Source organism: Rhizobium sp. NRK18, assembly GCF_024385575.1.
In the GTDB taxonomy this organism is placed as follows: Bacteria; Pseudomonadota; Alphaproteobacteria; order Rhizobiales; family Rhizobiaceae; genus JANFMV01.
In genome coordinates this window covers 3,004,961-3,023,635 of sequence record NZ_JANFMV010000001.1, presented here as the reverse complement: position 1 = coordinate 3,023,635, position 18,675 = coordinate 3,004,961, and the positions used below count along the sequence as shown (strand labels likewise).

Sequence of the window (18,675 nt, the reverse complement as noted above, 5' to 3'; positions counted from 1 at the left end):
AGACCGGTGATCTATGCCGGGCCGATCTTGGAATGGGATGACCAGTATGACGATGCTTCTGGCCAAAGCGCGGCGGGAATATGAAAGTGGCGACCACAATTCCGCGTTTCAGACCCTGAAAGCTGTGCTGGCAAGCGAAGAGGACAATGCGCAGGCGCTGATCCTGACGGGGCTCATCGAGGAGAAGCGTGGGCATGGCGAAGCCGCCGCGCGCCACTTCGTTCGCGCCGCCGATCTCGATGCCGGCCGCTACAAGTCGCTGATCTTCAAGGCCGTGGAAAACCTGCTCTCCGCTTCAAGACAGAACGAGGCCGTCTCGCTGCTGAAGTCCGCCGGCGACAGAAAGCCGGAAGACTATGATGTCGCCTACACGCTGTGCGCTCTCTTGCGCGAGGCCGGGCGCTATGACGAGGCGCTGCCCTATGCCGAGTTTGTCGCGCCGCGCGCCATGGACTTCAACGGCTGGCTGAATGCCGGCATCGTCCTCTCCGGCCTCGGGCGCTACGACCAGGCCTATCCGCTGTTGCTGAAGGCCTACGGCGCCAATCCCTCGGAACGGCTGGCGCTGAGCGAGGCCTTCTGGTGCGCGAGCTGCCTCTGCGATTTCGACATGGCCGACCGGCTGCAGGCGGAACTGGAAGCTGCCTATGCCGCCGAAGGGGCCGTCGCCGACATCCGTGAAAACGCCTTCCGCAATCTGGCCTGGTGCAGCGATGAAGAGATCAATGCCCGCACCAGCCGCCGCATGGCGGAGGTGCTTCTGCCGCCCGTTGCGCCGAAATGGAAATCGACGCGTGAGCGCACAGCGGACGAGCCGGTTCGGATCGGCTATCTCTCCTGCGACTTTCACGATCACGCGACCATGGCGCTGTTTGCCGGAGTCCTCGATCACCATGACCGCGAGCGTTTCGAGGTCTACGGCATCTGCCACACCGCCCGCAGCCGCCGGCACGAGAAGATGCACCTGCGCTTTCTCGACAGCGTCGACTACTACATCGATATTCTCGACATGGACGACGACGCGGCGGCAGCCGCCATCCGCGATTGCGAGCTGGATATCCTCGTCGACCTCAAGGGCTATACGCAGGGAAGCCGGATCGCCATCTTCTGTCGTCGTCCGGCGCCGGTGCAGGTCACCTATCTCGGCTTTCCCGGCAGCGTTGCCGGCGCCGGCATCGATTACGCCATCACCGACCGGATCGTGACGCCGGACTTGAGCGCGGCCTTCTATCAGGAAAGGCTCCTGCGCATGCCGGGAAGCTACCAGGCAAACGATGCGACCCGGCCACAGATTGTCCGAAAGGGCGCGCGCGCCGATCACGGCCTTCCGGAGCACGAGATTGTCTTCTGCTCGTTCAACCAGTCACAGAAAATCCGCGGCTCGGTCTTCCGTGGGTGGATGCGGATACTGCAGCAGGTCGAGGGCTCTGTTCTCTGGCTGGCGGCGCAGACGCCAGTGGCGGAGGAATTCCTGTGCCGGGCTGCGGAGGCGCAAGGGATCGACCGTTCGCGCATCATCTTTGCGCCTAAGATTTCGATGGCCGATCACCTGCAGCGCATCGCCATGGCGGACATCGCACTCGATACCGGCCCCTATAACGGTCACACCACCACGTCGGACGCGTTGTGGGCCGGCGTGCCCGTGCTCGGCTGGAAGGGCAGCAACTTCGCCGGCCGGGTGACGGAAAGCCTGCTCGCCGCCGTCGGCTTGCGCGAGCTTGTTGCCCCGGATCTGGACACATTCGTGCAAACCGCAGTCGAACTGGCAGAAAACGAGACGCGCCGGAGCGAGCTCAAAAAACATCTTGTGAATTGCCGCAAGTCTGCCCCGCTTTTCGACACGATTTCCTTTACACGTGACTTCGAAAATTGCCTTATGGGCGCCATGACTGACGTAGCGTCAGCTTGAGGCAAGTTATCGGGAATACTTGCATTTCCGTCGACAAGAATACCGGCCACCTCGCAATTGGTCGGCATGACGGAGGAAGGGAACCGCCTTCCCTTCCTCCGTCACAAACCATCCCGAATGGTCAGGCCAGAAGGCCGTATTTGCCCAATTCTTCCTTGAGAGTGTCAGCGCCGGTGAAGTGGATGGCGTTCCAGCCGTAAGCTCTCGCGGCCGCGATGTTGGCGGCGGAATCGTCGATGAAGAGCGTCGCCGACGGCGCCAGGCCGAAGTCCTTCGTGTGCCGGTCGTAGATCGCCACGTCGGGCTTGATCAGCCCGATATCGCCGGAGACGGTCACGCCGCGCGGCAATGTCAGAAAGGGGAAGATCTCCTGCGCCAGTCGGAACGTGTCGGAGGCGAAGTTCGTCAGCATGGTGACGTCGCGGCCCTCGTCGATAAAGCCTTTCATGATCGCAACGCTGCCGTCATAGGCATGCGGCACCATCTCGTGCCAATGCTTGCGGAACGCGCGGATACTGTCTTCATGGTCCGGATAGACCGCGATCAGGACGTCCTCCGCCTCTTCCCAGGTGCGCCCGCGGTCCTGTTCGACGTTCCAGTCATGCGTGCAGACATTGGCGAAGAACCAGTCGCGCTCCTGCGGATCGGGAATGATGCGTGAGAAGGGGATTTCGGCGTCATAGTGTATGAGCACGCGGCCGATGTCGAAGACGATGTGGCGAATGTCTGCGGTCATGCGTTTGTCCTACCCTTTGGTCTTGAAGGCGTCCGGTATAGCGGCGCTGACTGCTTTTTTCATGACCGTCGGCAGGGCCTCGGCATCAAGATTTGTAACCGGCGCCCACCATCCGTCATTTCGCTCCACGCGCGTGACATCGGCCCGGAAGACGGAAAGCCTGAGCTCGAAATGGGTGAAGACATGGGTGATTTCGCCGGCCGCCCGCCAGTCGGCGACAAAGGGGGCGGCATCCGTGCCGGTTTCGCCGTCCCGCCTCGATGTCCACTCGGTCGTCGGCACTTCCGTCATGCCGCCGAGCAGGCCGCGGTCTTCGCGGCGTTTGAGAAAGACGGTGCCGTCGCCGGCCACGGCGACAAAGGCCGCGCCGCGCCGCAGCGGTTTCGCCTTCTTCGCCGCCTTGACCGGATAGCGCTCGGGATCGCCGTCGGCGAGCGCAAGGCAGCTCTCCTTGAACGGACAGAGGATGCAGCTCGGCCGCTTCGGCGTGCAGGTGGTGGCGCCGAGATCCATCATTGCCTGGGCAAAGTCGCCGGGCCGGTTTGAAGGCGTCAGCGCCGCCACCTTCGCCTTCATCTGCGGCTTGGCGCCGGGCAGAGGATCGGAAATCGCGTAGAGCCTCGAAATCACCCGCTCGACATTGCCGTCCATCACCGCTGCCGGCCGGTCGAACGCGATCGCCGCGACGGCCGCCGACGTGTAGTCGCCGATGCCGGGCAGTGCCTTCAGCCCGTCCTCCGTATCGGGAAAGCGTCCGCCATGCTCGTAGGCGACGGCTTCGGCGCATTTCTTCAGGTTGCGGGCCCGGGCGTAGTAGCCGAGCCCGGCCCAAGCCGCCATCACGTCGGCGGTCTCCGCATCGGCAAGGTCGGTGACGGTCGGCCAGCGCGAGGTAAAGACCTCGAAATAGGCTTTGACCGCCTGCACCGTCGTCTGCTGCAGCATGACCTCCGACAGCCAGACGCGGTACGGATCCGGCTTGATGCCGCGCGCCGCCATCGGCGGCGAGACCCGCCACGGCAGGTCGCGGTGGTGCCGGTCGTACCAGGCGAGAAGGTCGGAAGACTTCGGGGAACTGGGGATTTCTGTTTTCCTGGGCGTCATTGTTTGCGGCGGATTCGCGAAAGTGCGATAGTTGTGGCCGAACGTGCGTCGCCGATCAAGGCAAAGACGTCGAACGGGATAACATGCGACCGCCGAAACAAAGTGGCAAATACGGAGCCAGACAGATCGCCGAGGCCGCCAACGGCATCATCGATCCGTTGCTGGCCAAGCGCGCCGGCATTTCGTCCGCGCTTCTGGCCGGCTGGGACGGCATCGTCGGCGAGGAGTTTGCCGATTGCACCCGGCCCGAGAAGATCGCCTGGGACCGCCGCGTCTCTGAAACCGGCAATGGCGGCGGCTATCAGCCGGGAACGCTGATCATCGCCTGCGAAGGCGCCCGCGCGCTGTTCCTCACCCATGCGCAGGGCGAACTGATCGGCCGGATCAACAGCTTCTTCGGTTTCCCGGCGATCCGCCAGATCCGCATCGTCCAGAAGCCGGTCTCGGCTGCACCGGTCAGGCGTCCGTTGCCGGCCCTGCGTGGCGAGGCCGCCCGCAAGCTCGGCGATATGATGGAAGGCATCGAGGACGACAAGCTGCGCCAGGCGATCGAACGGCTCGGCCGCGGCGTTCTGGCAAAACGCCGGCGTTGATCCGCGTTGCGGCAGGCGATAGGTTGATGGCCGTGTTGCGGTCACAATTGTTTGAAGATAGTCCGCTCAAACAATCCTTGTAAGCTGCCGGTCGCCGCGATATCCGGATGCCGACAGTTTTTTCGCGAATTCGATTACACGATGGGTGAATATATGCCGAAAGCCGAACTTGAAATTTCCAAGCGCCGCCTGCTCGGGGGCATCGCCGTCGGTGCGGTTGCACTGGCGCTCGCCGCCTGCTCCGACAGCAAGGACGAAAGCGCGCAGAAATCCAGCGATCCGGCTGCCGCCAAGACCGATCCGACTGAAACGGCATCCACCGACAACGCGGCCGCCGACAAGAAGGTGGACGTGCCGGAAGCCGAAGGCTCCGTCGATATCGCCAAGCTGATGGAACCCGGCCCGCTGCCGGAAGAGTCCATCGGCAAGGCCGATGCCCCGGTCACCATCGTCGAATACATGTCGATGACCTGCCCGCATTGCGCGCGCTTCTCCAACAATGTCTTCGAAGACATCAAGAAGAAGTATATCGACACCGGCAAGGTGCGCTTCATCCTGCGCGAATTCCCGCTCGACAACCTCGCCGCCGCCGCCATCATGCTGGCGCGCTGCGCCCCGCAGGAACAGTACTTCCCCTTCGTCGAAATGCTGTTCAAGCAGCAGATCACCTGGGCGACGGCCGACGACAAGAGTGCGGCACTGCTCCAGATGTCGAAACTCGCCGGTTTTACACAGGAGAGCTTCCAGGCCTGCTTGACGAACCAGAAACTTCTCGATGATGTGACCGCAGTGAAAAACCGGGCTGTCACGGAGTTTGGCGTCAACGGCACCCCGACCTTCTTCATCGACGGGAAGCGCTATTCTGGAGAAATGTCGGTTGAACAAATGTCAGCGCTCATCGACCCGCTGCTTTGATCCGTCCGATGTCTTGACAAAGACGGGCCACGGCCACCTCCGTGCGCCCGTTTTTTTGCGTCTTGGCGCTATCAGTGATGCGCGTGGGGCATACCCCTCCCCAACCCCTCCCCACAAGGGGGAGGGGCTTAGGCGGACGCTATCGCTTCACCTGGAATTGGGCCGCGACATGGCCACGAGCCTTCTCCCCCCTCGTGGGGGAGATGCCCGGCAGGGCAGAGAGGGACTTTATTCGAAGCATGCACGATTGATCCATGGAGCTCCGGCCCCATGAAGTTCAACAAGCTGCGCCTGGTGGGCTTCAAGTCCTTCGTCGAACCCTCCGAATTCTTCATTGAGGAGGGGCTGACCGGCGTCGTCGGGCCGAATGGCTGCGGCAAGTCCAATCTGGTCGAAGCGCTGCGCTGGGTGATGGGGGAAAACTCCTACAAGAACATGCGCGCCTCCGGCATGGACGACGTCATCTTCTCCGGTTCCGGCAATCGTCCGGCCCGCAACACGGCGGAAGTCGGCCTCTATCTCGACAACTCGGACCGCACCGCGCCTGCCGCCTTCAACGATGCCGACGAGATCCAGGTCACCCGCCGCATCGAGCGCGAGCAGGGTTCCGTCTACCGCATCAACGGCAAGGAGGCGCGCGCCAAGGATGTGCAGCTGCTCTTCGCCGATGCCTCCACCGGCGCGCGCTCGCCCTCCATGGTCGGGCAGGGCCGCATCGGCGAGCTGATCCAGGCAAAGCCCCAGGCCCGCCGTCAGTTGCTCGAAGAAGCGGCCGGCATTTCCGGTCTGCATTCGCGCCGCCATGAGGCGGAGCTGCGTCTGCGCGCCGCCGAATCCAATCTCGAGCGTCTGGACGACGTCACCTCGCAGCTCGAAAGCCAGATCGAGAGCCTCAAGCGTCAGGCCCGCCAGGCATCGCGCTTCAAGTCGCTGTCGGCCGACATCCGCGCCCGCGAAGCCATGCTCCTGCATATACGATGGGTGCAGGCGAAGGACGCCGAGGCGGAAGCGACCAGCGAACTCAACCAGACGACGGCGGTCGTCGCCGAGCGCGCGCAGGCGCAGATGGAGGCCGCCAAGTCGCAAGGCGTGGCGAGCCTGAAACTGCCTGAACTACGCGAGAACGAGGCGGCAATGGCCGCCGCCCTGCAGCGCCTGCAGATCGCCCGCACGCAGCTTGAAGAGGACGCCAATCGCATCCTGCGCCGGCGCGAGGAACTGACCCGACGTCTGGCACAGCTCGCCCAGGACATCGAACGCGAAAGCCGGCTCGTGGCCGACAATGCCGCCATTCTTGCAAGGCTCGATGCCGAGGAAGCCGAGCTGAAGGCGGTGCTTGCCGATTCCGGCCGCATGTCGCAGGAGGTCAAGGAGGCCTTCGTCGCCGCCTCCGATACGCTCGCCGCTTCCGAAAAGACGCTGGCCTCCCTGACCGCCGAACGCGCCGAGGCGGCGGCGCTGCGCCATCAGCTGGAGCGTGCCATCCGCGATCTCGCCGATCGCAAGCTCAGGCTCGACCGGCAGATGCAGGAAACGAACGCGGAAGTCGCCGCGATCGCCGAGCGCATGTCGGCGCTTCCCGATCCCGCCGAAAAGCAGGAACTGGTCGAAGCGGCCGAGATCGCCCTGGAAGATGCCGGCATTGTCGTGCAGGACGCCGAAAGCCGTGTTACGGACGCCCGCCGTCACGAGGCCGAAAGCCGCCAGCCCGTGGAAGCCGCGCGTTCGCGCGTCAATGCGCTGGAAACCGAAGCCCGCACCATCGCCCGCATGCTGTCGGCTGGCGAGGCGGCGGGCGAGTTCGCCCCAGTCGCCGATGCGCTGACAGTGACCAAGGGCTACGAGACGGCGCTCGGTGCCGCGCTGGGCGACGATCTTGATTCTGCGCTTGATCCGGCCGCTCCCTCCTACTGGTACGAAAACGGCGATGGCGCCGGCGATCCAGCATTGCCCGCGGGGGCGGAGCCGCTGCTGACGCATGTCGCGGGACCGGTGGCGCTGACCCGCAGCCTGCGCCAGATCGGTCTGGTGGCCGACGCCGATGCTCCAGGGCTTGCCGCCCTTCTGCAGCCCGGCCAGAAGCTGGTGACGAAGACCGGCGCCGTCTGGCGATGGGACGGCCATGTGACCGGCGCCGACGCGCCGAGCGCTGCGGCCCTCCGTCTTTCCCAGAAAAACCGGCTTGCCGAACTGGAAGCCGAGACCGATGAGGCCCGCATCGTGCTCGAAGACGCGGAGTTCGCCCTTCGCGCGGCCGGCGACCGTATTCGAGCGGAAGAAGGCCAGCTCAACGCCGCCCGCGATACGGTGCGGCTGGCAACGCGTCGTGTCGCCGAAGCCCGCGAGGCACTCGCCGCTGCCGAACGCGCCTCCGGCGATCTCATTCGCCGCCGTGACGTGTTGAACGAGGCCCTGGGACAGATCCGCGCGCAGCTGGAAGAGGTTGTCATCCGCGAGGAGGACGCCCGCATCGAGATCGAGAACGCCCCGGACCTGACCGAGCTTGATGAAGCCCTGCGCGCCCAGCAGCTCGACGTCGCCAATGGCCGCAGCGTGCTCGCCGAGGCCCGCGCCCGGCACGAGAGCCTGAACCGTGAAAACGAGGCGCGCGAGCGGCGTATATCCGCCATCGCCGAGGAGCGCGCCGCCTGGAAGGCGCGGGCGGCCAATGCCGAGGAGCATATCCAGACACTGCGTGACCGCGAGGAGGAGGCCCGCGAGGAGGCCGCCGACCTCGATGTCGCGCCGGAAGAGATGGAAGAGAAGCGCCGGGCGCTGATGACGGAATTGCAGAAGGCGGAGGCAAACCGCCGCGATGCTGCCGATCGCCTTGCCGAGGCCGAGGCCATGCAGCGCCAGGCCGATCAGTCCGCCGCCCGCGCGCTTTCCGAACTTGCCGAAGCCCGTGAGAAGCGCGGCCGTGCCGAGGAGCGGCTGGTGTCCGCCCGCGAGCGCCGGCAGGATAGCGAAAGCCTGATCCGCGAGGCCCTGCAATGCGCTCCGCACGAGGCCTTCCGCCTGACTGGCCTCAAGGCGATGGACGAGATCCCCGACTCGCGCGAGGTGGAGCGTGAACTGGAGCGGCTGAAGATCGAGCGCGAGCGGCTCGGCGCGGTCAACCTGCGCGCCGAGGAAGAGCAGAAGGAACTTTCCGAAAAGCTCGCGGCGCTGATCAAGGAGCGCGACGACATCATCGATGCGATCCGCAAGCTGCGCGGCGCGATCCAGAGCCTCAACCGCGAGGGCCGTGAACGGCTGCTGGCCGCCTTCGACGTCGTCAACGAGCAGTTCCGCCGTCTCTTCACCCACCTATTTGGCGGCGGCACGGCCGAGCTGCAGCTGATCGAATCCGAGGATCCGCTGGAAGCCGGCCTCGAAATCCTCGCCCGCCCGCCCGGCAAGAAGCCGCAGACCATGACGCTGCTGTCGGGCGGCGAGCAGGCGCTGACGGCGATGGCGCTGATCTTCGCCGTCTTCCTCACCAATCCGGCGCCGATCTGCGTGCTCGACGAAGTGGATGCGCCGCTCGACGACCACAATGTCGAGCGCTACTGCAACCTGATGGACGAGATGACGCGCTCGACCGACACCCGTTTCATCGTGGTGACCCACAATCCGATCACCATGGCCCGCATGAACCGCCTGTTCGGCGTCACCATGGCCGAGCAGGGCGTGTCCCAGCTCGTCTCCGTCGACCTGCAGACCGCCGAGCGCCTGCGCGAGCCGGCCTGATCGGCGCCCATCAAAGATCCTCGGGAGAAGGCCTTTGAAGAAGACCCTGTTTGCCGCCTCGTGCCTTCTCGTCGCGTCTGCCGCCACGGCCTTTTCCTCGCCCCGCTTGCGGGGAGAGGATAGCTTGCCCCAGGAGGCGAAGCCGATTGGCTCGGCAAGCTTGGTGAGGGGGAGTTTTGCTGCTCCGGCGAACCGGCATTTGCCCCTCACCCTGGCCCTCTCTCCGCAAGCGGGGCGAGGGGATGCTTACAGTGGTGAGAGTGCGACCGTCATCATGGTCGCAGACGACGCAAAGTCGCTCGCAGGCCAGAACCTTGGAGAGGTACTGGACAAGTCAGAAGCCCGCCGCAAGGTGGTGGAGAAGCTGCGCTTCGGCATTCCCGGCCTGCCGAGCTGGGCGCGCTATTTCATCCGCCGCAACGACTATGTCTCCACGCCATCGGAAGAAGTCGAGATCGGCGGCACGAAATACCAGCTCTTCCACACCTGCCAGCCCGGCAATTGCGCCGGCATGCAGATGCACATCCTGTTCTCCGCCGACGGCAAGCAGGCCTGGATGCGGCTCTTTGAGAAGGGCAAGCCCGACATCTTTCTTGGCGACCCGGACGAGGGCCAGAAGAAGGTGCTGATGGAGAAGAACGGGCTGTAGCAGACGACGGAGGCGCGGCGCCTTATGAAGCTATTGCGCTGCATCCGCTGTGTGCATCAAAAAAACGTTTGATGCACACAGGTTGAAAATGACGGCACGCGCCTTGCCGGTCACCCGCCGATAAACGCCTTGAACTTGTCCGCCCAGTCCTTGTGCCAGCGAGAAAGGGCAGGGCGGTTTTCGATGATGTCGCCGATCGCCCAGCCCATGCGCTTTTCGTCGAGCGCGCGCGGCGTGTCATTGTCGGGGCAGAGAATGTAGAAGTCGCCGCGCTCCAGGCTTTCCAGCATGAAATCGACCGTCTGCTCGGCCGTCCAGGCGCCGTGGGGCTTCGGGCCGCCATTGGCGGCGGTCAGCCCCGTATGCACCCAGCCGGGGATCAACAGATGGGCTTCCATGGCGCTGCCCGGCAGGTTGCGCAGCTCGTGGGCGAGCGCCTCGGTGAACGCCTTCACGCCGGCCTTCGAGACGTTGTAGGCCGGGTTGCCGGGCGGCGTGGTGATGCCCTGCTTGGAGCCGGTGTTGATGATGACGGCGGGCTTGCCATGCGCCTTCATCGCCGGGCCGAACACCTGCGTACCGTTGATCACGCCCCAGAGATTGACGCCGAGAATGCTTTCGAACGGTCCCGCCTCGCCAAGACAGGCGGATGCCGGGCCGATACCGGCATTGTTCATCAGCACGGAGATTGGCGGCAGGTCTGCGGCGATCTTTTCGGCCGCCTGTTCCAGCGTCTTGCGGTCGGAAACGTCGACGCCCAGTGCCAGAACGCGCGCGCCGGCGGCGGAAAGTGCGGCGGCGGATTTCTCCAGCGTCTCGCCCGGCAGGTCGAGCATGGCGATCGCCATGCCTTGTGCGGCAAGCGCCTTTGCTGCGGCGAGACCGATGCCGGATGCGGCGCCGGTGATGACGGCCGTCTGGCCGGAGACGATGGCGGGATGGCTCACGGTGGTTTCCTCCTTGCGATGTTGCCGCGCCGCCCGTCGATCGGGGATCTTCGGAACGGCACTGGTCGTTGACCATCAACATAGGCAAGAGCGGTGCGGAGGCAACCGCAAAGCGTCAGGCGGCGAGCGAACCGTCGACGATGATCACCGGCCGGTTCTGCGAGCAGCGCTCGATGCGGGCCTCGACGCGATAGACGTCACGCAGGAGCTTTTCCGTGATCACGTCCTCGACCGGACCGGACACGATCATGGTGCCATTAGCGATCACGATGGCGTTGTGACAGTAGCGCAGCGCGTGATTGATGTCGTGCAGCGCAATCATCACCGCCATGCCTTCCGTTGCCGCCAGGCGGCGCATGAAGGTCAGCACCTCGATCTGCCGTGACAGGTCGAGCGCCGAGGTCGGCTCGTCCATCAGCAGGATTTCCGGCTTGCGCACCAACGCCTGGGCGATGGCCGCAAGCTGCCGCTGGCCACCCGACAATTCGCCGAGATTGCGGAAGGCGAGGTCGGTGATGCGCAGCGCCTTCAGGATCATGTCGATCAGCTTCAGTTCGCCATCGGCCACGCGCCAGCCGCCGGTTTTCTGCTTGGCGGCGAGAAGGATGGATTCGTAGACTGTCAGCACGGCATTGGCACTGGTGTCCTGCGGCATGTAGCAGGCGGCTTCGCCGGGATCGGCAGCCCCGGTGATGGTCACCGTGCCGGCGCCGGGCAGCAGGCCGGCGATACGCTTGAAGAGCGTCGACTTGCCGGCGGCGTTGGGGCCGATGACCGCCGTCAGTTCGCCGCCCTTCAAAAGGTCGGCAGACACGCCGGAGACGATCTCGCGCCGGCCGTAGCGGGCGCCGACGTCGGAGAGAGTAAGGGTTACCATGCGCGTCTCCTGTTGGTGAAGATCAGCGAGAAGAAGAAGGGCACTCCGACAAGCGCGGTGATGACGCCGATCGGCAGGACGGCGCCGGGGATCAGCATCTTCGACAGGATCGAGGTCAACGACAGCATCAGCGCGCCGGAGAGCAGCGAGGCGGGCAGGAAGAAGCGCTGGTCCTCGCCGACGATCATGCGGGCGATGTGCGGGCCGACGAGGCCGACAAAGCCGATCGTGCCGACGAAGGCGACCGGTATGGCGGCAAGTAGGCTGACCGTCAGCATGGTCTGCAGCCGCAGTCGGCGGACATTGATGCCGAAGCTCGCCGCCTTGTCGTCACCGAGACGCAGCGCCGTCAGCGCCCACGAGTTGCGGATGAACAGCGGAATGGTGACGACGAGCACGGCGGCGGTGATATAGACCTTCGGCCACGTCGCCTTCGTCAGCGACCCCATGGTCCAGAAGACCACGGCGGCAAGCGCCTGCTCGGAGGCGAGATACTGCATCAGCGCCAGGAGAGCGTTGAAGGTGAAGACGAGCGCGATGCCGAGCAGCACCATGGTCTCGACGGTGACCCCGCGCATCGACGAGGCGAAGTGGATGAACAGTGCCGCCACCATCGCCATCAGGAAGGCGTTGATCGGGATCATGTATTCGACGGCACCCGGCACGAAGGCGACGCCGGCGACGAGCGCCAGTGAGGCGCCGAAGCCGGCGGCTGCCGAAATGCCCAGCGTGAAGGGGCTGGCTAGCGGATTGGCGAGGATCGTCTGCATCTGCGCGCCCGATGCCGACAGCGCCGCGCCGACGGTGATCGCCATCAGCGCCACCGGCATGCGGATGTCCCAGATGACGACGCGCAGCTGCACGTCGGAGCCGGAAGGATCGAGAAGGGCGGAGAAGACCTGGGCCAGCGTGTAGCGCGCCGGCCCGAGCGCCATGTCGGTGGCGACCGAGAGGATGAGGGCGATCGCCAGGCCGGCAAGGATCAGCAGCCGGCGCGTGACGAGGCCGCGATAGAGGAGGCGGCCTTCACTCACCGTATCTGCCTCTGCGTTGGCAAGGGTCATCCGTTCGTTCCTTCATTGAGCGCAACCGCATAGCCGGGCTTGTAGTCGACCGGCAGGAAGGTCTCGTGCAGTTTGCGGAAGGTCGCGTCCGGATCGATGTCGGCGAACAGGTCCGGATGGAACCACTTGGCAAACTGCTGGACGGCGACGAAATCGTAGGGCGTGCCGTAGAACTGGTGCCAGATGGCGTAGACATGGCCCTTCTTCACCGCATCGAGGCTGGCGAAGGGCTGGTCTTCCATCAGGCCTTCAAGCCGCACCCGCGCCTTGGCGAGATCGGCGCCCGGTCCGAGGCTGACGAAGCGGTTGATGTCGGAGGAACCGGTCCAGTTGGCGCCGGTGACCATGACGATGTCGGGATTGGCGGCGATCAGCTGCTCGGGGTTGAGGTCACCGAAAATAGTCTTGAAATAGTCGGAGCCGACATTGTGTCCACCGGCGAGCGCGATCATCTTGCCGAAGTTCAGCGGACCGAAGGTGCGGCAGCAGCCAAAGGCGCCGTAGATGCCGGGCGCGCGTTCCAGATAGACGGATGGTTCCTTGAGGTCGGGATGCTGCTTCAGCCGGTCGGCGACGACGGCCAGCTGTTCGCGGCGAAAGTCGATGAGCTTCTCGGCCCGTTCCTCGTTTCCGAAGATGTCGCCGAGCGCGCGGATCGAGCGTTCCATATTGGCGTCGGGATCGGCGCGGAAATCGATGTAGACGAGCTTGATGCCGGCAGCGGCCAGTTTTTCCTCGAGCCCGCTTTCCTCCGCCGCCTTTTCGGATTCGAGATTGAGCGTCATGACGTCGGGTTTGAGCGCGATCGCCGCTTCCAGATTGAAGGTCCCGTCGCCGACATAGCCGAAGCGCGGCAGATCGGCGATCTGCGGGAACTTTTCGAGATAGCTGTTGTAGGTGTCGAGATCCTTGCTGATCAGGTCGTCGCGCCAGCCGACGATCGTGTCGAAGGTCTGCGCGCCCTTGATCGCCGCAACCACGCTCACCTGCCGCGCCTCGCCAAGCAGCACGCGCTTGGCCGGCGCGTCGATTTCAACGGTGCGGCCGGCGGCATCCTCGATGGTGACGGTCCTGGCCGACGCGAAGTGGGGCGCCAGAAACGCAAAAGCCGCCAGAGCGGCAGCCGGCAGAATACGGATTAATGTCATGTCATGCTCCAGAAAATGAACCCGGCGGGATGGAGTTCCCGCCGGGTGGTCGTCGTGTCAGCCGCCGTAGTTCACGGACACGAAATATCCGCTCTCATACGGGACGGGCAGGAAACGCTTGTGCAGTTCGGAGAAGGTCGCCTCCGGATCGAGGTCCTTGAAAAGGTCCGGATGCAGCCATTTGGCGATCTGCTGGATGGCCACGAACTGGTAGGGGTTGTTGTAGAACTGGTGCCAGATGGCGTGGACATTGCCGTCCTTCACCGCCTTGATGCCGGTGAAGCCCGGGCGGTCCATCAGGGCGGAAAGCTTGCGGGCCGCTTCCTTCTTGTCCGCGCCGGCGCCGAGGCCGACCCAGTTGTCGCCCGGAACATAGAGTTCCCAGTTGGCGCCGGTGACGATCACCTGGTCGGGGTCGGAGGCGATGATCTGCTCCGGATTGACCGTGCCGAACGTGCCGGGGATGATGTCCTTCGCCATGTTGATGCCGCCGGCAATCTCGACCATCTTGCCGAAATTCTCGTTGCCGAAGGACATGCAGCAATCGTCGGAATAGCCGCCGGCGCGTTCCATGAAGACCACCGGCTTCTTGACGTCCGGATGGGCGGCGAGAACGTCTGTCACCTTGGCGATTTCTTCTTCGCGGAACTTGATGAAGTCCTCGGCGCGGTCTTCCTTGCCGTAGAGCTTGCCGATCAGTCGCATGCTCGGTTCGGTGTTTTCCATCGGCTTTTCACGGAAGTCGACATAGACGAGCGGAATGCCGACCTTGGCGAGCTTGTCGATGTAGCCGGCTTCCTCGGTCGCCGCCTTCGCGTCGATGTTCATGATGATGACGTCGGGATGCAGCGCCACGGCCTGTTCGACGTCGAACGTGCCGTCCTTCATGCCGCCGAAAGTCGGCAGCTTGTCCATCTCGGGAAACTTGCGGAGATATTCGTTGTAGCCGTCGAGATCGGCCTTCTTGAAATCGTCACGCCAGCCGACGACGCGCTTGAAGGGGGCATCCGTGTCGAGCGCGGCGGTGAAATAGATCTGCCGACCCTCGCCGAGGATCACCCTTTCAACCGGCACTGAAACCTCGACCTTGCGGCCGGTAATGTCGGTGACGGTGACCATGTCGCCGGCCCATGCGGCGGTCGCGGCAAGCGTGGCGTAGACGGTCGCGGCAAGTGCCGCGCGGCTCAAAAACTTCATCGTTTCCTCTCCGGAAATTGCACTGGACCTCGAAAATCAATGCTGATAATCAGGCTCAAGTTTCGCCATATTTAAGATGACTAAAATGGTCAAGAAATATCTTTTTGAGCGGTTCTAAACTGCCGCTTGCCCCCACTGGAAGAGACGATGACGGACGCACTGGCCAACTTCGATTTGCGTGATGAAATAAAGGCTTACTGGTCCGAGCGGGCCGCAACTTTCGATGACCAGCCGGGCCACGAGATTTTCTCGGAAGCTGAGCGCGCCGCCTGGCATAACCTCATCCGCAAGCATGTCGGCGAGGGGCGTGGCCGGACTGCGCTGGACCTTGCCTGCGGCACCGCCGTCGTCTCCCACCTGATGGACGATCTCGGCTTTCATGTCACCGGCATGGACTGGTCGGACGCGATGCTGGAGAGGGCCCGCGCCAAGGCTGCGAACCGCAAGCGTGGCATTCGTTTCGTCATGGGCGACGCCGAGAACACGATGGAGCCGGACGCGAGCTACGACGTCATCATCAACCGCCACCTCGTCTGGACGCTGGTCGATCCGCAGGCGGCTTTCCGCGAATGGTTCCGCGTCTTGAAGCCCGGCGGCAAGCTGCTCGTCATCGATGGCGACTTCGTCAACAAGGGCCCGGTGGCGCGCTTCGCCTCGTGGCTGGCGTCGAAGCTCAATGGCCCGCAGGACGGTCACGGCGCGGTGCGCAGCGCCGAGATGATGAAGACCCATCGCAGCATCCTGTCGCGCGTCCATTTCTCTGAAGGTGCCAGGGCCAAGGCCGTCGCCTCGCTGCTTTCCGAAACCGGCTTCTCGCCGGTCAAGGTCGATTATGCGATGCGCCCGATCCATCGTGCCCAGGCCGCCAATTTCTCCTTCCTGAAGGGGCTGGAGCGCAGCACCCAGCACCGCTACGCAATCCTCGCCACCAAGCCGCAGGACTGACCGTCGCGCGCCCCATTCGTCGCAGGGTTGAAACAATATTTTGTGCGACGCAGCATTTTGCCACAGTTTTGATTTTTCATTTGCAGTCGAATGCATTAGGCTCCGGCTTAAAATGACAAAAGGCAAATGGGAATGACGAAGTGGGTCTACACGTTCGGGAACGGAAAGGCCGAAGGGGGAGCGTCTGATCGCGATCTGCTGGGAGGCAAGGGCGCGAACCTGGCGGAGATGGCGAGCCTCGGATTGCCCGTACCGCCCGGCATGACGATTGTCGCCGACGCCTGTTCCTGGTTTTACCAAAACGGTCATACTCTGCCGGAGTCGCTCGCCGGCCAGGTTCTCGAAGCGCTCGCCGCGATCGAGGCCGATACCGGCCGCAAGTTTGCCGGCTCCGAGCGTCCGCTTCTCCTGTCGGTGCGCTCCGGCGCGCGTGTTTCCATGCCCGGCATGATGGACACCGTCCTCAATCTCGGCCTCAACGACGAGACCGTGCAGGCGCTCGGCCACGACGCCGGCGATGCGCGCTTCGCTTGGGACAGCTATCGCCGCTTCATCCAGATGTATGCCGACGTGGTGATGGGCCTCGATCACGAATTCTTCGAGGACATTCTCGAGGAGGAGAAGGGCCGCCTCGGTCTCGAACACGACACCGACATCACCGCCGTCGAATGGCAGTCCATCGTCACGCGCTACAAGACGCTGATCGAGGATGAACTCGGCGAACCCTTTCCGCAAGACCCGGTGGAGCAGCTCTGGGGCGCGGTCGCCGCCGTCTTCAAAAGCTGGATGAACCCGCGTGCCGTCACCTATCGTCACCTGCACGACATTCCGGAAGCCTGGGGCACGGCGGTCAACATCCAGTCGATGGTGTTCGGCAATCTCGGCAATGCCTCGGCGACCGGCGTCGCGTTTACCCGCAACCCGTCGACCGGCGAAAAGATGCTCTACGGCGAGTTCCTGGTGAACGCCCAAGGCGAAGACGTCGTCGCCGGCATCCGCACCCCGCAAAGCATCACCGAGGCCGGTCGCATCGCCTCCGGCATGGACAAGCCGTCGCTCGAAAAGCTGATGCCCGAGGCGTTTGCGGAATTGAACGCCATCGCCACGCGGCTCGAGGAACACTACTGCGACATGCAGGACCTGGAGTTCACCATCGAGCGCGGCAAGCTGTGGATGCTGCAGACGCGGTCCGGCAAGCGCACCGCCAAGGCAGGCATGAAGATCGCCGTCGACATGGTCGATGAGGGCGTTATCGACCTCGACGAGGCGATCATGCGCGTCGAGCCGTCCTCGCTCGACCAGTTGCTGCACCCGACCGTCGATCCGCGCGCCAACGCGCCGGTGATCGGATCCGGTCTGCCGGCTTCTCCGGGGGCTGCAACCGGCGAGATCGTCTTTTCCGCCGAAGAGGCCGTCGCCGCCCAGAACGAAGGCCGCAAGGTCATCCTCGTGCGCGTCGAGACCAGCCCGGAAGACATTCACGGCATGCATGTCGCCGAAGGCATCCTGACGACGCGCGGCGGCATGACCAGCCACGCGGCGGTTGTCGCGCGCGGCATGGGCATCCCTTGCGTCACCGGCGCCGGCACCATGCGCGTCGATATGCGCAACGAAGTGCTGCTCGGGCTCGGCGTCGTCTTGAAGCGCGGCGATGTCATCACCATCGACGGCTCGTCCGGCCACGTCATGAAGGGCGCGGTGCCGACGCTGCAGCCGGAACTTTCCGGTGATTTCGGCCGCATCATGGGGTGGGCCGACAGCGTGCGCCGCATGACAGTGCGGACCAATGCCGACACCCCGACCGACGCCCACTCGGCCCGCTCCTTCGGCGCCGAGGGCATCGGCCTTTGCCGTACCGAGCACATGTTCTTCGAAGGCGACCGCATCCACGCCATGCGCGAGATGATTCTTGCCGAGACGGTCGAGGGCCGTCAGGCGTCGCTCGACAAGCTTCTGCCGATGCAGCGCTCGGACTTCACCGAGCTCTTCACCATCATGCACGGCATGCCGGTGACGATCCGCCTGCTTGACCCGCCCCTGCACGAGTTCCTGCCGAAGAACGACGAGGAGGTGGCCGAGGTCGCCGCCGCCATGGGCATGGACGCGATCACCATGCGCGAGCGCATCGACGCCCTGCACGAGTTCAACCCGATGCTGGGCCATCGCGGCTGCCGGCTGGCGATCTCGCATCCGGAAATCGTCGAGATGCAGGCGCGTGCCATCTTCGAGGCCGCCGTTGCCGCGGCGAAAGAAACCGGCGCACCCGTCGTCCCGGAAATCATGGTGCCGCTCGTCGGCCTGCGTGCCGAACTCGACTACGTCAAGGAACGGATCGACACGATCGCCCGCGCCGTGATGACCGAGAGCGGCACCGAGCTTTCCTATCTCGTCGGCACGATGATCGAGCTGCCGCGTGCCGCACTGCGCGCCCACGAGATCGCCGAGGCGGCCGAATTCTTCTCCTACGGCACCAACGACCTGACGCAGACGACGTTCGGCATCTCCCGCGACGATGCCGCCGCGTTCTTGAACACCTATCAGCGCAAGGGCGTCATCGACCACGACCCGTTCATCTCGATCGATCTCGACGGCGTCGGCGAACTGATGAAGCTCGCCTCCGAGCGCGGCCGCAAGACGAGACCCGACATGAAGCTCGGCATCTGCGGCGAACATGGCGGCGATCCGGTGTCGATCCACTTCTGCGAGACGATCGGCCTTGATTACGTCTCCTGCTCCCCCTTCCGCGTACCGATCGCAAGGCTCGCCGCAGCGCAGGCGGCGATCAGGGTGAAGCGGGGTGAGGGATAAGGCCGTGACAATTGCCCGGTTGAAACCGGCCTTTGATTGCGTATCCATGTC

General features: G+C 64.2%; 14 protein-coding genes. 7 read left to right on the top strand and 7 right to left on the bottom strand.

The annotated features are described in order from the left end of the window. Nucleotides 1-46: 46 nt before the first annotated feature. The gene (locus NN662_RS14310) at nt 47-1,909 is read left to right on the top strand and encodes a hypothetical protein (protein WP_261930908.1); all 1,863 of its coding nucleotides are present in this window, start codon (nt 47-49) and stop codon (nt 1,907-1,909) included. 121 nt (nt 1,910-2,030) lie between these two features. Here NN662_RS14310 and NN662_RS14305 read toward each other — a convergent pair whose 3' ends face one another. Beyond that, nucleotides 2,031-2,645, bottom strand: a complete 615-nt coding sequence (locus tag NN662_RS14305) for an HAD-IA family hydrolase (RefSeq protein ID WP_261930907.1) — start codon at nt 2,643-2,645, stop codon at nt 2,031-2,033. A 9-nt stretch (nt 2,646-2,654) separates the two neighbouring features. Further along, the gene (mutY, locus tag NN662_RS14300) at nt 2,655-3,749 is read right to left on the bottom strand and encodes an A/G-specific adenine glycosylase (RefSeq protein ID WP_261930906.1); all 1,095 of its coding nucleotides are present in this window, start codon (nt 3,747-3,749) and stop codon (nt 2,655-2,657) included. A gap of 83 nt (nt 3,750-3,832) precedes the next feature. On the opposite strand from mutY, the gene NN662_RS14295 reads away from it, so the two are divergent. The 4 genes from NN662_RS14295 (at nt 3,833) to NN662_RS14280 (ending at nt 9,638) form a co-directional block, all read left to right on the top strand. Further along, nucleotides 3,833-4,342 (top strand): DUF721 domain-containing protein, encoded by a 510-nt coding sequence (locus NN662_RS14295; RefSeq protein ID WP_261930905.1) that lies wholly within the window; start codon nt 3,833-3,835, stop codon nt 4,340-4,342. A 153-nt stretch (nt 4,343-4,495) separates the two neighbouring features. Continuing rightward, a complete protein-coding gene (locus tag NN662_RS14290) occupies nt 4,496-5,257 on the top strand; it encodes a DsbA family protein (RefSeq protein ID WP_261930904.1) in 762 nt (253 codons plus the stop codon). Between the two features lie 270 nt (nt 5,258-5,527). After that, on the top strand, nt 5,528-8,989 hold the full coding sequence (locus NN662_RS14285; protein ID WP_261930903.1) for a chromosome segregation SMC family protein: 3,462 nt from the start codon (nt 5,528-5,530) through the stop codon (nt 8,987-8,989). A gap of 274 nt (nt 8,990-9,263) precedes the next feature. After that, the gene (locus NN662_RS14280) at nt 9,264-9,638 is read left to right on the top strand and encodes an inhibitor of vertebrate lysozyme family protein (protein ID WP_261930902.1); all 375 of its coding nucleotides are present in this window, start codon (nt 9,264-9,266) and stop codon (nt 9,636-9,638) included. 110 nt (nt 9,639-9,748) lie between these two features. Here the strand turns inward: NN662_RS14280 and NN662_RS14275 are convergent, their stop codons facing one another. The 5 genes from NN662_RS14275 to NN662_RS14255 form a co-directional block, all read right to left on the bottom strand. Continuing rightward, nucleotides 9,749-10,585 (bottom strand): SDR family NAD(P)-dependent oxidoreductase, encoded by an 837-nt coding sequence (locus tag NN662_RS14275; protein WP_261930901.1) that lies wholly within the window; start codon nt 10,583-10,585, stop codon nt 9,749-9,751. A gap of 115 nt (nt 10,586-10,700) precedes the next feature. Next, complete coding sequence (locus NN662_RS14270; RefSeq protein ID WP_261930900.1) at nt 10,701-11,462, bottom strand: ABC transporter ATP-binding protein; 762 nt, start codon at nt 11,460-11,462, stop codon at nt 10,701-10,703. After that, nucleotides 11,456-12,526 carry a FecCD family ABC transporter permease gene (locus tag NN662_RS14265; RefSeq protein WP_261930899.1) on the bottom strand — a complete coding sequence of 357 codons (1,071 nt, stop codon included), beginning with the start codon at nt 12,524-12,526 and terminating at the stop codon, nt 11,456-11,458. Before NN662_RS14265 ends, NN662_RS14270 begins: the two co-directional genes overlap by 7 nt. After that, complete coding sequence (locus NN662_RS14260; RefSeq protein ID WP_261930898.1) at nt 12,523-13,674, bottom strand: ABC transporter substrate-binding protein; 1,152 nt, start codon at nt 13,672-13,674, stop codon at nt 12,523-12,525. The genes NN662_RS14265 and NN662_RS14260 overlap by 4 nt, the downstream gene beginning before the upstream one ends. A gap of 57 nt (nt 13,675-13,731) precedes the next feature. Further along, nucleotides 13,732-14,871, bottom strand: coding sequence for an ABC transporter substrate-binding protein (locus NN662_RS14255; RefSeq protein WP_261930897.1), 1,140 nt, complete (start codon nt 14,869-14,871; stop codon nt 13,732-13,734). 147 nt (nt 14,872-15,018) lie between these two features. Between NN662_RS14255 and NN662_RS14250 the strand changes: the two genes are divergently transcribed. Further along, nucleotides 15,019-15,816 carry a class I SAM-dependent methyltransferase gene (locus NN662_RS14250; RefSeq protein ID WP_261930896.1) on the top strand — a complete coding sequence of 266 codons (798 nt, stop codon included), beginning with the start codon at nt 15,019-15,021 and terminating at the stop codon, nt 15,814-15,816. 132 nt (nt 15,817-15,948) lie between these two features. After that, nucleotides 15,949-18,624, top strand: coding sequence for a pyruvate, phosphate dikinase (ppdK, locus tag NN662_RS14245; protein WP_261930895.1), 2,676 nt, complete (start codon nt 15,949-15,951; stop codon nt 18,622-18,624). Nucleotides 18,625-18,675 lie beyond the last annotated feature (51 nt).